Source organism: Halopseudomonas aestusnigri (assembly GCF_002197985.1).
Taxonomy (GTDB): Bacteria; Pseudomonadota; Gammaproteobacteria; order Pseudomonadales; family Pseudomonadaceae; genus Halopseudomonas; species Halopseudomonas aestusnigri.
In genome coordinates this window covers 326,920-343,436 of record NZ_NBYK01000003.1, presented here as the reverse complement: position 1 = coordinate 343,436, position 16,517 = coordinate 326,920, and the positions used below count along the sequence as shown (strand labels likewise).

The 16,517-nt window shown below is 59.1% G+C and carries 17 protein-coding genes; 5 read left to right on the top strand and 12 right to left on the bottom strand.

All coding sequences use genetic code 11. The annotated features are described in order from the left end of the window. Nucleotides 1–206 precede the first annotated feature (206 nt). The gene (gene rpsT / locus B7O88_RS07740) at nt 207–479 is read left to right on the top strand and encodes a 30S ribosomal protein S20 (RefSeq protein ID WP_083725310.1); all 273 of its coding nucleotides are present in this window, start codon (nt 207–209) and stop codon (nt 477–479) included. A 462-nt stretch (nt 480–941) separates the two neighbouring features. Here rpsT and proB read toward each other — a convergent pair whose 3' ends face one another. The 4 genes from proB to rplU all read right to left on the bottom strand — a co-directional run bounded on the left by proB (nt 942) and on the right by rplU (nt 4,047). Next, nucleotides 942–2,060 carry a glutamate 5-kinase gene (gene proB / locus B7O88_RS07735; protein WP_088274922.1) on the bottom strand — a complete coding sequence of 373 codons (1,119 nt, stop codon included), beginning with the start codon at nt 2,058–2,060 and terminating at the stop codon, nt 942–944. A gap of 86 nt (nt 2,061–2,146) precedes the next feature. Further along, nucleotides 2,147–3,355: an Obg family GTPase CgtA gene (gene cgtA / locus B7O88_RS07730; protein ID WP_088274868.1), complete on the bottom strand. Its 1,209-nt coding sequence runs from the start codon at nt 3,353–3,355 to the stop codon at nt 2,147–2,149. Between the two features lie 98 nt (nt 3,356–3,453). After that, a complete protein-coding gene (gene rpmA / locus B7O88_RS07725) occupies nt 3,454–3,711 on the bottom strand; it encodes a 50S ribosomal protein L27 (RefSeq protein WP_088274866.1) in 258 nt (85 codons plus the stop codon). Between the two features lie 24 nt (nt 3,712–3,735). Next, complete coding sequence (gene rplU, locus B7O88_RS07720) at nt 3,736–4,047, bottom strand: 50S ribosomal protein L21 (protein WP_088274864.1); 312 nt, start codon at nt 4,045–4,047, stop codon at nt 3,736–3,738. 254 nt (nt 4,048–4,301) lie between these two features. Between rplU and ispB the strand changes: the two genes are divergently transcribed. After that, entirely contained in the window at nt 4,302–5,270 is a 969-nt protein-coding gene (gene ispB / locus B7O88_RS07715) for an octaprenyl diphosphate synthase (protein WP_088274863.1), read from the top strand. A gap of 389 nt (nt 5,271–5,659) precedes the next feature. On the opposite strand, the gene B7O88_RS07710 is transcribed toward ispB, so the two are convergent. Continuing rightward, entirely contained in the window at nt 5,660–6,277 is a 618-nt protein-coding gene (locus tag B7O88_RS07710) for an FKBP-type peptidyl-prolyl cis-trans isomerase (protein WP_088274861.1), read from the bottom strand. A gap of 120 nt (nt 6,278–6,397) precedes the next feature. Here B7O88_RS07710 and B7O88_RS07705 point away from each other — a divergent pair, with 120 nt between their 5' ends. Together B7O88_RS07705 and trmA are read left to right on the top strand one after the other, a co-directional pair. Beyond that, nucleotides 6,398–7,690 carry an NCS2 family permease gene (locus tag B7O88_RS07705; protein ID WP_088274859.1) on the top strand — a complete coding sequence of 431 codons (1,293 nt, stop codon included), beginning with the start codon at nt 6,398–6,400 and terminating at the stop codon, nt 7,688–7,690. Continuing rightward, the gene (gene trmA / locus B7O88_RS07700) at nt 7,690–8,775 is read left to right on the top strand and encodes a tRNA (uridine(54)-C5)-methyltransferase TrmA (RefSeq protein ID WP_088274857.1); all 1,086 of its coding nucleotides are present in this window, start codon (nt 7,690–7,692) and stop codon (nt 8,773–8,775) included. Before B7O88_RS07705 ends, trmA begins: the two co-directional genes overlap by 1 nt. 18 nt (nt 8,776–8,793) lie before the next feature. Here trmA and B7O88_RS18160 read toward each other — a convergent pair whose 3' ends face one another. The 6 genes from B7O88_RS18160 to B7O88_RS07670 are packed head-to-tail and all read right to left on the bottom strand — an operon-like array spanning nt 8,794 to nt 14,605. Then, on the bottom strand, nt 8,794–9,162 hold the full coding sequence (locus B7O88_RS18160; protein ID WP_140418570.1) for a type IV pilin protein: 369 nt from the start codon (nt 9,160–9,162) through the stop codon (nt 8,794–8,796). A gap of 15 nt (nt 9,163–9,177) precedes the next feature. Then, nucleotides 9,178–12,348 carry a PilC/PilY family type IV pilus protein gene (locus B7O88_RS07690; RefSeq protein WP_088274853.1) on the bottom strand — a complete coding sequence of 1,057 codons (3,171 nt, stop codon included), beginning with the start codon at nt 12,346–12,348 and terminating at the stop codon, nt 9,178–9,180. Between the two features lie 13 nt (nt 12,349–12,361). Continuing rightward, nucleotides 12,362–12,880, bottom strand: coding sequence for a PilX N-terminal domain-containing pilus assembly protein (locus B7O88_RS07685; protein WP_200818428.1), 519 nt, complete (start codon nt 12,878–12,880; stop codon nt 12,362–12,364). 11 nt (nt 12,881–12,891) lie between these two features. Continuing rightward, on the bottom strand, nt 12,892–13,617 hold the full coding sequence (locus B7O88_RS07680; protein WP_088274920.1) for a PilW family protein: 726 nt from the start codon (nt 13,615–13,617) through the stop codon (nt 12,892–12,894). Then, nucleotides 13,614–14,138 carry a type IV pilus modification protein PilV gene (gene pilV / locus B7O88_RS07675; RefSeq protein WP_088274849.1) on the bottom strand — a complete coding sequence of 175 codons (525 nt, stop codon included), beginning with the start codon at nt 14,136–14,138 and terminating at the stop codon, nt 13,614–13,616. The genes B7O88_RS07680 and pilV overlap by 4 nt, the downstream gene beginning before the upstream one ends. Continuing rightward, a complete protein-coding gene (locus tag B7O88_RS07670) occupies nt 14,135–14,605 on the bottom strand; it encodes a GspH/FimT family pseudopilin (protein ID WP_088274918.1) in 471 nt (156 codons plus the stop codon). The genes pilV and B7O88_RS07670 overlap by 4 nt, the downstream gene beginning before the upstream one ends. Before the next feature lie 96 nt (nt 14,606–14,701). Here B7O88_RS07670 and B7O88_RS07665 point away from each other — a divergent pair, with 96 nt between their 5' ends. After that, nucleotides 14,702–15,265: a GspH/FimT family pseudopilin gene (locus tag B7O88_RS07665; RefSeq protein WP_160003166.1), complete on the top strand. Its 564-nt coding sequence runs from the start codon at nt 14,702–14,704 to the stop codon at nt 15,263–15,265. Between the two features lies 1 nt (nt 15,266). On the opposite strand, the gene argJ is transcribed toward B7O88_RS07665, so the two are convergent. After that, entirely contained in the window at nt 15,267–16,484 is a 1,218-nt protein-coding gene (gene argJ, locus B7O88_RS07660; protein ID WP_088274845.1) for a bifunctional glutamate N-acetyltransferase/amino-acid acetyltransferase ArgJ, read from the bottom strand. Between the last annotated feature and the right edge of the window lie 33 nt (nt 16,485–16,517).

The following is a 16,517-nucleotide window of genomic DNA, read 5'->3' as shown; positions in this document are numbered from 1 at the left end:
ACCAAATAAAAGCGCCATCATAGCGGCGCGCACTTGCCCTTGTCAGGCCGCACGTGTGTAAAATGCTGCCCCATCGGCCACTGTGACCACCGGTCAACACAGCCGTTCAAGCAAGCCCATACAGGCTTGACAATCGGCAAGACCGGCGGCATAGTACGCGGCCTTGTTTGTACCTAATTCATCCAGATTTTCTGAGGAGCAAGACGGTGGCCAACTCACCTCAAGCCAAGAAACGCGCCAAGCAGGCCGAGAAGCGCCGCAACCACAATGCAAGCCTGCGCTCCATGGTCCGTACCTACATCAAAAACGTCGTCAAGGCGATTGATGCCAAGGACCTCGACAAAGCCAAGGCAGCCTACACCGCTGCTGTTCCGGTCATCGACCGCATGGCTGACAAAGGCATCATCAACAAGAACAAGGCCGCTCGCCACAAGAGCCGCCTGAACGCGCACATCAAGGCCATGGCTGAAGCCGCCTGATACCGCTGTTCTTGCTGAATGAAAAAACCGGCCTTGGCCGGTTTTTTTGTGCCTGCAGAAAATACACAATATTGCGGACGCGACATGTCGCATCCCTACAAGTGACCGACACCCCTGTCACCCCGCCATCCTCGCACAGGCGAGGACCCATATGCGCTCTGACGCATCACTGGATTCCTGCCTGCGCAGGAATGACGGGCTATTGGTGCACTGTTGGTTGATGCGCGCGCGGTCGCAGCCACGACATGTCGTAACCCTACGACCGCCCGACGCCCTACCACCCCGTCATCCTCGCGCGGGCGAGGATCCATACCCACCCTGACGCATCACTGGATTCCTGCCTGCGCAGGAATGACGGGGGCTGGCTACTAGCCGGGCAAATGGGTTACGCATCCAGCCGCGATATCATGCACCAACACAACTTGAGCCCTGCAGAGCCACGGCATGCCGTGGCCGCACAGATCACACCAAGACCAGATTGTCCTTGTGCACCATCTCCGGATCGTCGATATAGCCGAGAATGCCGGCGATCTCATCGGTCGATTTGCCGGCGATACGCGCCGCATCCTGCGCCGCGTAATTGGCCAGGCCGCGCGCCACCTCGCGCCCGTCAGGCCCCACGCAGACCACCATCTCACCGCGACGGAAGCCACCCTCAACTGCGGTCACACCGACTGGCAACAGACTGGTTCTGCCGGAACGCAAAGCCCTGACCGCTCCCGCATCCAGCAACAGGCGCCCCCGCGTCTGCAAATGCCCGGCCAGCCACTGCTTGCGCGCTGCCAGCATGCCTTTCTCTGACAGCAGCAACGTCCCGAGCGACTCCCCCGCATGCAGACGATCAATCACCCGCTCAATGCGTCCACCAACAATCACGGTTGCCGCCCCGGAGCGGGCCGCCAGGCGCGCAGCTCGCAGCTTGGTAGCCATACCGCCTCGACCAAGCGCACCGGAACTGCCGCCCGCCATCGCATCCAGCGCCGGATCGTCAGCCATCGCCGACGACACCAGCTCGGCACTCGGGTTGCTGCGCGGATCAGCAGTGAACAGGCCGTCGCGATCCGTCAAGATAACCAGCAGGTCCGCCTCGACCAGGTTGGTTACCAACGCACCCAAGGTGTCGTTATCCCCGAAGCGGATCTCGTCAGTGATCACCGTATCGTTTTCGTTGATAACCGGAATAACGCCCAGGTCCAGCAACGCACGCAAGGTGCTGCGCGCATTCAGGTAACGTTTGCGATCAGATAAATCGTCATGGGTCAGCAGAATCTGGGCGGTGGACAGCCCGTGACGCTGAAAGCTCGACTCCCAGGCCTGCACCAGCCCCATCTGACCGATGGCAGCAGCCGCCTGCAGGTCATGAGTCGTCTTCGGTCGCTCGGACCAACCAAGACGACTCATACCGGCCGCCACCGCACCGGAAGACACCAATACCACTTGCGCACCGGAGGCACGCAATGCCGCCAATTGCTCAACCCATACCGCCATCGCCGCCTGATCGAGACCACGTCCATCGCCGGTCAGCAGCGCACTGCCAATCTTGACCACCCAGCGACGGGCCCCGGTTACCTTTTCACGCATGCTGATCCCATCAACAAAATGCCAAAGACAAACCGCGGCAGCAGCGGCGGCCGCCACGGAACTCTTCACCTGACAACTCGAAGCAATCAGTGGACGTAGAAGATCTCCGGACCGTCCTCGTCATCCTCGTCGTCGTCATCATCATCCAGATCATCCGCCGAAATACCCTGCTTGCGCAGCGCGCGACGATCATCCAGATTCTGAATGTGGGCACGCGCCTCATCCTCGATGCGCTGATCCAGCTCAGCCATCTCGGCGGCGTATTCCTCATCCTCGACCAGACGATGCTCACGCTCATCGAGCCAGTTCATTACATCCTTGGCCAACTCAGCAGTGCCCAGACGCTCGGAGGCGGAAATAACGTAAACCGGACCTTCCCACTCCAGACGCTCGACCACATCATCCAGGATCGCCTGCTGCTCGTCTTCCAGCAGTTGATCGCATTTGTTCAGCACCAGCCAGCGCTCACGCAGGGTCAGCGACGGACTGAACTTGCCCAGCTCGTGAATAATGGTTTCGACCGCCTCTACCGGATCAGACTGATCCAGCGGCGCCATATCGACCAGATGCAGCAACAGGCGCGTGCGCGACAAGTGCTTGAGGAAACGCGTCCCTAAACCCGCACCATCAGCAGCACCGGCAATAACACCCGGAATATCCGCGATCACGAAGCTGCGCAGCTGCCCAACATCGACCACACCCAGATTCGGCACCATGGTGGTAAACGGATAATCAGCCACCTTCGGCTTGGCCGCCGAAACCGAGCGAATAAAGGTACTCTTGCCCGCGTTCGGCAGACCCAGCAAACCCACGTCCGCCAGCACCTTGAGCTCCAGCTTCAGATCACGCAGCTCGCCAAGCGAACCCTGCGTGGTCTGACGCGGAGCCCGATTCACGCTGGACTTGAACCGGATGTTACCCAGACCATGGAAACCACCCTGCGCTACCAGCAGACGCTGACCAGCCTCGGTCAGGTCACCAATGATTTCCTGGGTCCCCGCATCAATCACGGTAGTACCAACCGGCACCGGGAGAACCATGTCCTCACCCTTGGCACCAGTGCAGTCACTGCCGCGACCATTCTCGCCACGCTGCGCATTGAAGCGGCGCGTATAGCGGTAGTCGACCAGCGTATTCAGATTGGGATCAGCCTCAAGATAGATAGAGCCGCCGTCACCGCCGTCTCCACCATCCGGACCACCCTTGGGAATGAACTTCTCGCGACGGAAGCTCATGCAGCCATTACCACCATCACCGGCCTTGACCGTAATGGCTACCTCATCAACAAATTTCATTTATCTCCCCTTCCCAGGCGGGACGGGCTATTGGAAAAGATACGCTACAAACAAAAAAGCCCCGTCGCAAGACAGGGCTTTTCAGAAGCTGGGGCTTATCAGGCGGTTACGACACTGACGTAACGACGACCGAACTTGCCTTTGACTTCAAACTTGACCACACCTTCGACCTTGGCGAACAGCGTGTGATCCTTGCCCATGCCGACGTTCTTGCCGGGATGGAATTCGGTGCCGCGCTGACGAACAATGATGTTGCCCGGAACGATGGCCTGGCCACCGTACATTTTCACACCAAGTCGTTTGGATTCTGAATCGCGGCCGTTACGCGTGGAACCGCCTGCTTTTTTGTGTGCCATGAGTCTTTACTCTCCTGAATCAGCTTAGGCAGAGATGCCGGTGATCTTGATTTCGGTGTACCACTGACGGTGGCCCTGACGCTTCATGTGGTGCTTGCGGCGACGGAACTTGATGATGCGAACTTTATCGCCACGACCGTGCGCGCTGACTTCTGCAGTCACCTTGGCACCCTCAACAACCGGAGCACCGATCTTGACGTCGTCGCCGTTTGCAACCAGCAGAACCTTGTCAAACTCGATGGTGGCGCCGGTTTCAGCGTCCAGTTTCTCTACTTTCAGGAACTCGCCTTCAGCGACCTTGTATTGCTTGCCGCCGGTAACAATGACTGCGTACATGTTGCTTTCTCCGTAATCCTGCTCACCCAGCGCTTTAGAGGAATGGTTATTGGCTGGCATGGCTGCAAGTGACTTCGCCTATCGAAATCGACCTTGCCATTGTCAAAACAGGGATGCTTTATCTCAGGGCGCGGATTTTACTCAACCGTCCGACATTAAGCAAGTACCGCAATGCGCGCAAAACCCGCGTTCCTTGACAGCTTGGGGCCCGCAACCTAGCATGCCGCGGAACCTTTTCTGGAATTCTGCAATCAATGAGCACGTTGCCTTTCTACGAGCCGGTCGCCGGAGACTTTGCTGCGGTCAACCAGCTGATCCTGGACCAACTGCACTCCCGGGTACCTCTCGTGGAAAAGATCGGCCATTACATCATCAGCGCCGGCGGCAAACGTCTGCGCCCCCTGGTGGTGTTGCTCAGCGCCAGAGCCTGCGACGCGCAGGGCCCGGACCAGCACAAGCTGGCTGCCATCATTGAATTCCTGCATACCGCCACCCTGCTGCATGACGACGTGGTCGACACCTCCGACATGCGCCGGGGACGCTCCACCGCCAACGCCCTCTGGGGCAACGCGCCGAGCGTACTGGTCGGTGACTTTCTCTACTCCCGAGCCTTCGAGATGATGGTTGCCCTCGGCGAACTGGACGTCATGCGCATCCTTGCCAACGCGACCAACGTGATTGCCGAAGGCGAGGTACTGCAGCTTTCCAAGGTGCGTGACGCCAATACCGACGAAGCCACCTATATGGAAGTCATCCGCAGCAAAACGGCCATGCTGTTTGAAGCCGCGTGCCACAGCGCCGCCATTCTCAGCAAGGCAAGCAGCGAACAGACCGAAGCCTTGCGCCAGTATGGCGACGCCCTCGGCATCGCATTCCAGCTAATGGACGACCTGCTGGATTACAGCGGTGACGCCGCCGAAATGGGCAAAAACGTTGGTGACGATCTGGCTGAAGGCAAACCCACCCTGCCGCTGATCTATACCATGCGCAACGGCAGCGCCGAACAGGCCGCCCTGGTGCGCAGCGCCATTCAAAAGGGTGGTACGGACGATATCGCACCGATTCGTGCAGCCGTCACCGACTGTGGCGCCCTGGATTACACCGCGCGCCTCGCACAAGAGCACGCCGATCGCGCCGTCGCGCTGCTCGACGCCCTGCCGGCATCAATCTACCGCGACGCCCTGGAGCAACTGGCGCGCTTCGCAGTCAAGCGCAGCTTCTAAGCGATTGCAGGCCCTCGCCGTGCAGAGGGCGCCACACCTGAAACCCAGCGGGGTGGCCCGGTCACGGCATGCCGTGACCCTACACAAGGATCGGAGCCAAGCGCACACCCGCAGGGGCACGGCGTGCCGTGCCCGGGGTCAAGATTGCACGATACAACACCCGCCGGCGGATACCCCGCAGGCCCCACAGTCACGGCATGCCGTGGTCCTACGATGCACCTGTAGGGACGCGACATGTCGCGTCCGCAAACCCGCCGCGCATAAACCAACAGATGTACCGACACCCACGGTTACCACCCCACGCTCACGGCATGCCGTGACCGTGCGCAGGGATCGGGGTTAGGCGCGCGTCCGGCAACGGGTTGAACGCGGAACCGCGTCCAGACCAATCAGAGAACCTTGATCAGCTCGATATCGAAAATCAGCGCGCTGTGCGGCGGAATGCTGTTACCCGCGCCACGAGCGCCATAGGCCAGCTCGGACGGGATATACAGACGCCACTTGGCGCCTTCCTGCATCAATTGCAGGGCTTCGGTCCAACCAGCGATTACACCGCCAACCGGGAATTCGGCCGGCTGACCGCGCTTGTAGGAGCTGTCGAAGACCTCACCGGAAATCAGCGTGCCTTCGTAGTGAGTGCGAACAGTTGAACTGACGTCCGGCGTTGCACCCGTACCGGCGGTAACAACCTCGTACTGCAGACCGGATTCCAGGGTAATGACACCCTCACGCTTGGCATTCTCGGCCAGGAAATCAACGCCGGCCTGTGCAGCTTGCGCCGCAGCGGCTTCAGCAGCGGCCTGCATCTTGCCCTGCAGCACCTGGAACGCCGCCTGCAGCTCTGCCTCTGGAACCTGACTGGGCTGCTGCTGGAAGGCGTCCTTCAGGCCGGCAGCAACCAGCTCCAGCGCCAGATCGGGAATGTTACTGGCCAGCAGTTGCTCGCCCATCTGACGGCCGATGCCGTAGCTGACGCGTTTCTCGTCGGTATCAATCATGTTGCTCATGGGGAGCCTCCGCAAAAAATGGCCGACAAGCCTGACACATTGTCGGCAAAAATTCACCCGGTGCCGCGAATCCGCTACAATGCGTCGCTTTCTGCCCTCCTGACCGGAAAGCCCCCTCTCATGCTGGAAAAACTGTTCAAACTGCGCGAAAACGGTAGCAACGTACGCACCGAAGTACTTGCTGGCGTCACTACCTTCCTGACCATGGCATACATCATCTTCGTCAACCCGATGATGATGGCCGACGCCGGCATTGACCCGGGCGCCGCGTTTGTCGCCACCTGCCTGGCTGCAGCCATCGGCTCGCTGGTCATGGGGCTCTGGGCCAACTACCCGATTGCACTGGCCCCCGGCATGGGCCTGAATGCCTTTTTCAGCTATACCGTTGTCGGCTCGATGGGCTACAGCTGGCAGGTAGCGCTGGGCGCCGTCTTTCTCTCCGGTTTTCTGTTCTTCCTGCTCAGCCTGTTCCGCATCCGCGAGTGGATCATCAACAGCATCCCGCTGCCGCTGCGCTCGGCGATTGCCGCCGGTATCGGCCTGTTTTTGGCACTGATCGCGCTGAAAAGTGCGGGCCTGGTCGTTGATCACCCGGCAACCCTGGTAGCCCTGGGCGACCTGAGCAAACCCGAACCGCTGCTTGCTGCCGCAGGCTTTGCAGTGATTGTGGCCCTTGCCTATCGCAAGGTCACCGGGGCCGTGATGATCGGCATTCTGCTGATCACGGCCATCAGCTTCATCATCGGCCTGAGCCACACTAACGGCATCGTCTCCGCGCCACCCAGCCTGAAACCCACCTTCCTTGAACTGGACATCAAGGGCGCCCTGGAAGTCGGCTTGCTGAGCGTGATCTTCGCCTTCCTGTTCGTTGACCTGTTTGACACCTCCGGCACCCTGATCGGTGTCGCGCAGAAGGCAAATCTGGTCGAGCCGGATGGCAAGATGCCGCGCCTGGGCCGCGCACTGATGGCCGACAGCACCGCCACCATGGCCGGCGCCGCGCTTGGCACATCCACCACCACCAGCTACATCGAATCTACTGCCGGTACCAGCGCAGGCGGCCGCACCGGCCTGACCGCATGCGTGGTCGCCCTGCTGTTTCTGCTCAGCATGTTCTTCTCACCACTGGCCACCGCGGTACCGGGCTACGCGACTGCACCAGCGCTGCTGTTCGTCGCCGTGCTGATGACCCACGGCCTGGTGCAGATCAACTGGGATGACCTGACCGAGGCTGCCCCCGTCGTGGTAACCGCACTGGCCATGCCGCTGACCTTCTCGATCGCCAACGGTATCGCCCTGGGCTTTATCAGCTGGACGCTGATCAAGGTCCTGGCCGGACGCTGGCGTGACCTGAACCCCAGCCTGTATATCCTGGCGGGGTTGTTCGTGATCAAACTGGCGCTGTTTAACTGATGAGCACCGCATTCCAGCCCGAGCAGTACGACGCGCAACTCAACGAAAAGCGTGAGCGCCTCAAGGCATTGCTCGCGCCATTCAGCGCCCCTGAGCCTGACGTGTTTGAGTCGGCACGGGAGCACTTCCGCCTGCGCGCCGAGTTTCGTCTCTGGTACGAAGCCGGGGTGCCGTATTACGCCATGTTCGAGCAGGGCGACAAGCGCAGCCCGATCCTGATCGAGCAACTGCCTATCGCCAGCCGCCGCATCAACGAGTTAATGATGCCGCTGCTCGAAGCCTGCAAGGCTGATCCCGTGCTCGGCCGCAAGCTGTTTCAGATCGAGTTTCTGACCACGCTGTCTGACCAGGCACTGATTACCCTGTGTTACCACCGCCCGCTGGATGACAGCTGGGACGCACCAGCCAGGGCACTGGGCGAGCAACTGGGAGTGCAGCTGATCGGCCGCAGCCGCGGCCAGAAGCGCGTACTGCAGACGGATCATGTGACGGAAACATTGGAGGTGGCCGGTCGCCAGTGGCATTACCAGCAAATCGAAGGGGGCTTCACCCAGCCCAACGGCGAAGTGAACCAGCACATGCTGAGCTGGGCCCTGGATGCCGCAGGTGAAAACGACGACGATCTGCTCGAACTGTACTGCGGCAACGGCAACTTCACATTGCCGCTGTCCACCCGCTTCCGCCGAGTACTGGCGACCGAACTGGCAAAAAGCTCGGTTCGTGCGGCTCAGGAAAACCTGCAGATCAATGCTGTGGAAAACGTCACCCTGGTCCGCCTGGCCAGCGAAGAGGTCACCCAGGCCCTGACCGGCGTGCGCCCATTCCGCCGCCTGCAGGGCATCGACCTGAGCGGTTTCAAGTTCGGCACCGTATTCGTCGACCCGCCGCGCGCCGGCCTTGACCCGGCCACGCTCGAACTGGTCAAAGGCTACCGCCGCATCCTGTACATTTCCTGCAACCCAGAAACGCTTGCCGAGAACCTGCAGGAACTTACAAAAACGCACCGCGTAGTGCGGTGCGCCCTGTTCGATCAATTCCCCTATACCCATCACATGGAATCAGGAGTGTTGCTGGAGCGCCGCTAGGCGCTCCGGGCATGCCACCTATTCCCAGGACGCCGTGCCGTCGCTGTCCCACGTGAGCGTATCGGTGCCAGCCATCCGCCCCCTCGGAGTCGCCACAATTCGGTAGGTCTGGTTACCCGCCGGAATAGTGAGCTGCACCCCGTAATTGACGTTTGCGTTGAGCTCCGGGGCCAGCGCAGCAACCGTTGCCCCCCCATAGGAGAAGTTCTTGCTGCGGTAGCGCTCCAGGGCACTGGCCAGTTCCACAATCTGCCCCTGCGCCTCACGCTGCAACCCGCGCTCGACGTATGCCGTGTAGGAAGGGTAGGCCATAGCCGCCAGCAGTCCGATGATCACGACCACAATCATCACTTCTATCAGGGTAAAACCCCTGCTTTTGCGAGACATCACTTGCACGCTCACTTACTCCCCACCCTCTGTGTCCTGCACTGAATGCTCCTCGCGGATAGTATTTGCCTCGTCCGGCGGCAACTGCATCCAGCGACGCTTGCGCAGACGCGGATCACCCAGCGCACCTTCGCCAACGACTTCAGTACCCACAATGGTAATCACCCTTCCTTCGTCGTCAACCAGGAGGGTTGGCGTTGGTGCAGGCGTTGACTGTTCCAGCGCCTGGCTGCGGGACGTTGGTGTTGGCAAGTCATCCGACAGGGCCGCTGGGCGGGCAGTCAGGAGATTAACGGTATGCAAGTAGGAACGCCCATACCGGACAGCACAGGGGTTGTCGTACTCCTGATCTACCGTTGGTGCATAGGTGGTAAACAGAATCCGGTTATTGAAAATAATTGGCGACGCCAGAGCCTTTTCACCCGTCTCGGCAAAGGTGTAATACCAGCCGCGTTGAGTTGTCAGCGGAGTCCCACCGGCCGTCACATTGGTCAGATTGCTGATGGTCGCTTCCGCCTGGGTAGCACTGCGGTTCAACGCAGTCCTGTCCCTGATCACGAACACACCGTCAGTAGTCGTTTCGTCCAGGGGATGAGCCCGGTATCCGGAACCGATAACAACGTAGAGTTCGTTGCCCGTGTTGGCTTTGACCAGGCCGACAGCAGGGGCCTCATAGAAACGTCTGCGGGCCGAGCTCGTACCTCCACCGAGGTTGGCGATTCGCTCAACCACATGGTCACCATCATCCTCGATAGTGATACGGAAAACCTGACCACCGAGGTCGCCGTAATACATGTGATCGGCAACACCATCAAAATCGATATCGACCACGGCGATACTGCTGGGCACCGCCCACTTCATGCTGTTGACGGGTTTGACGGCATCATTGCGACCACCAGCTGACCACACAACCTCGCCCGTGCGCGCATCGAGGAAGTAGACCATATTGCCCATCTCGTCACCGGTAGAGAGGGCAGAATAGTTGTCGTGGTCATTCGGGCTGTAACCACCACCAACCACAATAATTGGCACCTCGCTGCCACTGCCATCGGGCACACTGGTCAAGGTCGGAGTCGACCAGGTCTGGCCAAGACCGGCAAGGTCCTCCGAGCTATTGTTCACCTGCCAGAGCATCTCAGGATCAGTCGGGTCAGTTACATCCAGAGCATAGTAGTTCCGCCCGCCGCGACGCATGCCACCATACAGGTAGACGAACTCCGGCTCAGCCATCGCGTTGGCGCCGCCCTTGCGCCAGGCAACCCAGCTGCCGTCCAACCCATAGGTCTGGCGAGTATTGTTTACCCTGAGCGGGGGACGGCTGGTGGTGTAGAGATTGGCCTTCTGCAGAATCTCATGCGGCATAAAGGCAAAGGCCTCTGACCCGTCTTCGGTGTCAATTGCATGCAGCATGCCGCCATTGGTCGAGACGAATACGTAGTTGTTTTCTGCGTCTTCACCGTAATTGACCATAACCGGAACGCTGTGAAGCGGATCACCCCACATGGTCTTGAGTTCGTTCAACAGCGCGGTGCGCTGCGCCGAGCTGGCATTGGCAGCTAACCCAAGCTGGGTATTGCTGGGTACGCTGGTGCTGCCCCAGTTCATTTCCTGCAGGTCACCGCCTAAGGAAGTTGTGTAGAACAGGTTACGCGTGCTCACCTGCTCACGGGCTCCACCCTTGGTAACGTCCGGACCATCGATCATGGAGCTCCACATACTCCGAGAGCCGGTACGGAAGTACCCGGTAGCCGGATCAACCGCATAGCCGTTCTGGCCATGAATTTCACCGTCGACCACGTGATAGCGCTTCAGGTTGCCATTCCAGTAGCTGCTTTCGAACGGTTGGAAAACGGAGTAATACAGCTGATCCAAATGCTGGAAACGGTTCATGGCATTTACAGCCACACCCGGCGCAGAGATGGAGCGCGCGTCTTCATCGATCAGGTCGAGCGTTTCCTGGAAGGCTTCCAACAACGACTCCGCGCTGTCAGAGTCGTAGGTCTCCCCACCACCAGCACCTGACACGGCTTGCATGTTGGCCAGCGTGGAGGCCCCCATGTACAAACCAATATTGTGGGTCTTGATCGGAGTATTCAGGCGATTGCTGTTGGAGTTGAGATGCGCAGCGATGCGCTCCTGACACTCGTAGGAGTTTCTGCCACAACTGACGAGCCCAACATCCTCAGGATCATCACCAGAGGGAGCACCGTCTGTAAACAGGATAATGTGATTCGACTCGCACTGATTGGCGGTGTTTACAGGCGAAACAAAGTTATTGCCACTTACAACAACGCGTTCATCAGCACACCCGCCTTCCACTGTATTGCACCTCTGCACTGTGGTTTCGACGGTCAGTTCGTAAATGGTGCTCCGCTGCTGGTAATCTGACAGATAGTACGTTGTAAAGAACCAGAAAGAAGAACTACGGCAATTAGGTTGTCTGGTATCACACCGGTTAACAACGCGCTCGTTAGCCAATCGGCAGCTTGATGAGCTCAGATCACAAGACGGTACCGTGTTCCAGACATATCTGGCGTTACAGGCAGGGTCGGAAGTATCGCATTCATTAACCTCTACGATATTGGTCTCGATAACGTCTTCGCAGACCTCGACATCAGGCGCGTTGCTTACGCAAATGGCACCCGAATTCGGGTAGGAAACGTCGGTCCGATTTCTGTTACCCAGCATGTAATCTGCCATATCATCAAACGCCAACGACGTCGGTGTGCCACCGGAAGGCTGGGCATTTCTGTCAGGATTGGTGAGATTCTGGCCACCATTGATGTCATCCAGAGCATCGAGGAAATAGCGACGAGTAATATCGTTCACCGGCATGACCGGAAGCAGAATCTGCCCACCAGAGCTACCGCGGAAGCGCCCAAGGCCGATTTCAACTGTATTAGGCGCATCGGCAATGATCTGCTTCATTGCTTCATGCAACAGCGTGATACGTCGATTTTCTATATCAGTACACCAGGTGCTTCCCGAACCATTGCGGCAATTACGCATAGAGCCGGACGTATCCAGCATAATCAGCACGTTGGCTTTCGGCGTATTCTGTTCGTTCGCCGCGTTTGCCCGGGCAAAATAAATCTCTGTATCATCCGCGTTGGCGAACACCGGGATTACCAGACCCAGGCAGCAAGCCAGCAGTCGGGTGCGCAATACTGTTTTCAGATTGATCATGTGCACGCTCTCCCTAATTGATCTCAGCGCCGGGTTTGATACCGCGCTTGAGCGTTTCCTGCAGGTGATGGTTTTCGATGCGGTAGGTCGCCATCTCACTTTCACCCAGCATATTTATCCGATAGTCCACAAATATCCCTGCACCACCAGTAGAGCTGACCTGCGAGCCGGCAATAGGGCTAAAGCCGTCGAGGTAGCTGAACGAACCGGACTTCAGCAGCCCACGAACGTCCATGGCGTCGGTAGTGCCGCAGGCGCCTTCGGCTATCCCGGATGACTTCATGCAGTATTCTGCCGGCTTGCCATCGACGGCGGCATACAGCTGCTCGTTATCCAGTGCCGTTAGTGCGTCGTATGTACTGGTAACCGCGTTCTCTGCAGCCTCGAACGTCATCACATCTGACTGCACCCCGGTAGCCACCTTGGCCGAAAAGACGCTGGCGCGCATGGCCGACAGCCCGAGCACAGACACCATCAGCAGCACAAGTAGCGCTATCACCAACGCCACACCGCGCTGCGTCTGAACCTTCATTGCAACTGTCATCAAACACCATCCCAGTCGTAGTTGCGGATCATCACTGTTGAGCCGAAGACCTTTCTCAGGCGCGCATCAGCCGCGACGCTGATCACCTGATCTGCCAAGTAGAAGGCTGATGCTGCTGCATCAACCTGGGCGTTGCCATCACTGGCCAGCAGGATGGCAAAGCGGATGGCTACAATCGGGTTGCTGCCCTGCCCTCCAGCATTCACATATTGCGTCACGTTGGGCTCGCCGTTTCTATCGGTATCAATGCCGTACTGCACCTGAAAGCTTTCGACACCTTCCATCAGCTCCGCTGCTGCTGTCCCGGCGGTAAGGCTTCCTTTACAGGACAGCACACCCTGATCGCTGACGAAGTAGTGGTTGGTGATGTCCTGCTCGGTACCGTTACCCGTGCCCTGGCAGTCACGCACACCGAAGTAGCGTATGACCAGCTCGTCATTAGCCCCGCTGGCACCATCGGTGGAGTGAACAGGTAATGCGGTATCCATAATGACCGGCGCGATGGTACCGTCCGTGGACGTGCCACGACCTGCCTGGCGAATGTCCGACATCATGTAACGCAGCAGCAGTTGACCGTTTTCTTCCAGCGAGGAGACTATCCGCTGGTGAGCAAAGGTCTGGTTGTTCACCAGCAGCAACTGCATGGCAACACCGCTGGCAATCAACCCAAGCACCAGCGCGATCATCAATTCGATAAGCCCGAAGCCCGTCTGGATGCGCTTCATAGCGATATCTCCATGACCAGACACTTGCTGTCATCTGCGGTATTGATACCGGTATTACTGATGCACTGAGACGGCTCCTGATCTTCCCAGCTGACTACGACACAACCCAACGAATTAAATGCACAGTCCAGCGCCATCACTCGCCCGCCAGGCAAACTGAACGATGCAGCCCAGACCAACTGCTTGATATCCCAAATGGCCATTTCATCGGATTCGCAGATACTGGTCATGCAGCCTTTCCAGTCATCAGGCCCCCCACTCTCACCAACCGCACTCTCGGGCCAATTGGTGGAGTTGGCGTAATACTCCGCCTCAGCCGGATTGACCTTGATGCGCTCAATCGCGTCCTGGGCAATCATCGCGGCGTGGGCACGATCATTGGCATCAGTGCTATTGCGCAGCGCCGTCAGCTGCAGTCCGGCATAACCTAAAGCACCGAACGCAACGATGAGCAACGCCACCAGCACTTCAAGCATTCCAACCCCACGCTGGCGGCGTGAACTAGCGGCAACACAGCTCATGGACAATCCCCCTTATCCTTTTGGGTCAGCTTGCCCAAAAACGAAAGTTCAAGTGTGTATCCTTTCACGGGACTGGCATCTGCCGAACACACCGAAAACTCGGCGCTGCCACCGGCAATGCCACCCTGGGCAGAGAACGTCAGACCAGCTGAATCATCCTCGCGATCAACGGTTACACCATCCTCTGGCGTATAGCTCTTGTCCTGCTCGCTGGATGAGGCGGGGTAATCGATAGTCCAGCCATTTCCCCAGCCTCCTGCGGCAGGACTGACAGTCACGTCGGCGCGCATGCTGAGTGCCTGCATTCTTGCTGCCCCCAACGCTGATGCCAAATCGGCAGTGGTTGCCCTGAGTGAGCTGTTCGCCATCATGGTGCGCATGCTCGGTACCGCTAGCCCGAGGATCACACCAGCCACCACCAGGGCGATCATTAGTTCAATCAAGGTGAAACCCTTCACACATTTCATCCAAAGAACCCTCCTAGTACGACCTGCACTATAAAAAGGGCAAAGGTCAACGTCGCGACCCGGACGATGGCCGGTCAAATCACCGGGATGACAGGTATGGAAACCGATAGAGAAGTACCCAGCCGCGCCAGACGGAGGCGCAACAGCGGCCTGAGTCTGATCGAGCTGCTGGTCGCAATCACGCTCCTCGGCCTGTTTATAAGCCTGGGCACGCCATCACTTGGCCGGCTGATTGAACAACGTCGGCTCGATGGTGCTGCTGACCGGCTGACCACCAGTATTCGTCTGGCACGTGAGGCGGCGATCTCGGGCAATGTGGCGGTGGTGATGGCGCCGACGGACGGCGACTGGAACGCCGGCTGGCGGGTATACGTAGATGAAAACCGCAACGGTCTGCCGGATACCGAGGAACAGCTTCTGCAGGAGGATCATGCCGCCGGCCTGACGCAGATCAGCGCAACCGGAGAGCTGGCCCGTTACCTGCGCTACAACCCGCTGGGAGAATCGGAACGGCTGGATGGCGGTTTTCTTGCCGGCACGCTGCACCTGTGCCCGGCCGATCTGACCCGACCCGGTCGACGACTGGTCATCAACCGGGTAGGCAGATTACGCAGCGAGTCGGCGCACCTGACAGCCGACACCTGCGCGGGAGACGATTAGCTCAGGTACGGTACTCGGCGTTGATCCGCACGTATTCGTGGGACAGATCCGTGGTCCACAGCGTCTCGCTGATGTCTCCACGACCGAGCTCGATACGGATGGTGATTTCTTCCTGCGCCATGACGCGGGCACCTTGCTCTTCAACGTACTCTGGCGCGCGGCCACCCTGACGGGTAATGCAGACATCATCCAGGTAGACGTCTATTTTCTCGACATCCAGTTCCGGTACGCCGGCATAGCCTACAGCCGCCAGAATACGGCCCCAGTTCGGGTCAGAGGCAAACAGCGCAGTCTTGATCAAGGGCGAGTGGGCGACAGCGTAGGCGACATCCAGGCACTCGTTGCGATTGCCGCCGCCGTTGACCTGAACAGTGACAAACTTGGTTGCGCCCTCACCATCACGAACGATGGCCTGGGCCAGCACCAGCAGCACGTCCTTGATCGCTGCGGCCAGCTCGGCGTAGCCCGCCGCCTCAGTGCTGTCGATCGGCGCAATGGCGGCCTTGCCGGTCGCAATCAGCATGCAGGAGTCGTTGGTGCTGGTATCGCCGTCGATGGTGATACGGTTGAACGACAGATCTGCGGCTTCACGCAGCAGCGCCTGCAGCACCGGCTGGGCAACCGGCGCATCGGTGGCAACGTAACCCAGCATGGTAGCCATGTTTGGACGAATCATCCCGGCGCCTTTGGAGATGCCGGTGATGGTCACTGTCTGACCGCCGATCTGAATCTGCCGGCTGCAGCCTTTTGGCTGGGTATCGGTTGTCATGATGCCTTCGGCAGCGACCGCCCAGTTATCTTCGGACAGGTTTTCGAGGGCTGCCGGCAGCACCGGAATAATTTTGTCGGCGGGCAGCAGCTCGCCAATCACGCCGGTGCTGAACGGCAAAACCTGCTCGGGCGAAACGCCAGCCAGACCGGCCAGTGCCTCACAGGTGCGCTCGGCTGCCGCCATGCCGGGCTTGCCGGTTCCGGCATTGGCGTTGCCGGTGTTGACCAGCAGATACCGCGGAGCATTGCCCATGCGCTGACGGCAGAGGGTGACCGGTGCGGCGCAAAACGCGTTGAGCGTGAACACGCCGGCAATCGCAGAGCCTTCTGCCGCCTCCATGACGACCACGTCCTTGCGACCGGCCCGCTTGATGCCCGCAGAAGCAATACCAAGACGAAAACCGGGAACAGGGTACAGCACAGGCAACGGGCCAAGACCGACAGGCATGATCAACAACTCCAGAAAAGAGATAAATAGAAG

Coding starts and splice junctions, on each gene's coding strand:
- proB (WP_088274922.1), bottom strand. CDS start 2,060: ATGCGTGAAAAGGTAACCGGGGCCCGTCGCTGGGTGGTCAAGATTGGC.
- cgtA (WP_088274868.1), bottom strand. CDS start 3,355: ATGAAATTTGTTGATGAGGTAGCCATTACGGTCAAGGCCGGTGATGGT.
- rpmA (WP_088274866.1), bottom strand. CDS start 3,711: ATGGCACACAAAAAAGCAGGCGGTTCCACGCGTAACGGCCGCGATTCA.
- rplU (WP_088274864.1), bottom strand. CDS start 4,047: ATGTACGCAGTCATTGTTACCGGCGGCAAGCAATACAAGGTCGCTGAA.
- ispB (WP_088274863.1), top strand. CDS start 4,302: ATGAGCACGTTGCCTTTCTACGAGCCGGTCGCCGGAGACTTTGCTGCG.
- B7O88_RS07710 (WP_088274861.1), bottom strand. CDS start 6,277: ATGAGCAACATGATTGATACCGACGAGAAACGCGTCAGCTACGGCATC.
- B7O88_RS07705 (WP_088274859.1), top strand. CDS start 6,398: ATGCTGGAAAAACTGTTCAAACTGCGCGAAAACGGTAGCAACGTACGC.
- trmA (WP_088274857.1), top strand. CDS start 7,690: ATGAGCACCGCATTCCAGCCCGAGCAGTACGACGCGCAACTCAACGAA.
- B7O88_RS18160 (WP_140418570.1), bottom strand. CDS start 9,162: ATGTCTCGCAAAAGCAGGGGTTTTACCCTGATAGAAGTGATGATTGTG.
- B7O88_RS07690 (WP_088274853.1), bottom strand. CDS start 12,348: ATGATCAATCTGAAAACAGTATTGCGCACCCGACTGCTGGCTTGCTGC.
- B7O88_RS07685 (WP_200818428.1), bottom strand. CDS start 12,880: ATGAAGGTTCAGACGCAGCGCGGTGTGGCGTTGGTGATAGCGCTACTT.
- B7O88_RS07680 (WP_088274920.1), bottom strand. CDS start 13,617: ATGAAGCGCATCCAGACGGGCTTCGGGCTTATCGAATTGATGATCGCG.
- pilV (WP_088274849.1), bottom strand. CDS start 14,138: ATGAGCTGTGTTGCCGCTAGTTCACGCCGCCAGCGTGGGGTTGGAATG.
- B7O88_RS07670 (WP_088274918.1), bottom strand. CDS start 14,605: ATGAAATGTGTGAAGGGTTTCACCTTGATTGAACTAATGATCGCCCTG.
- B7O88_RS07665 (WP_160003166.1), top strand. CDS start 14,702: ATGGAAACCGATAGAGAAGTACCCAGCCGCGCCAGACGGAGGCGCAAC.
- argJ (WP_088274845.1), bottom strand. CDS start 16,484: ATGCCTGTCGGTCTTGGCCCGTTGCCTGTGCTGTACCCTGTTCCCGGT.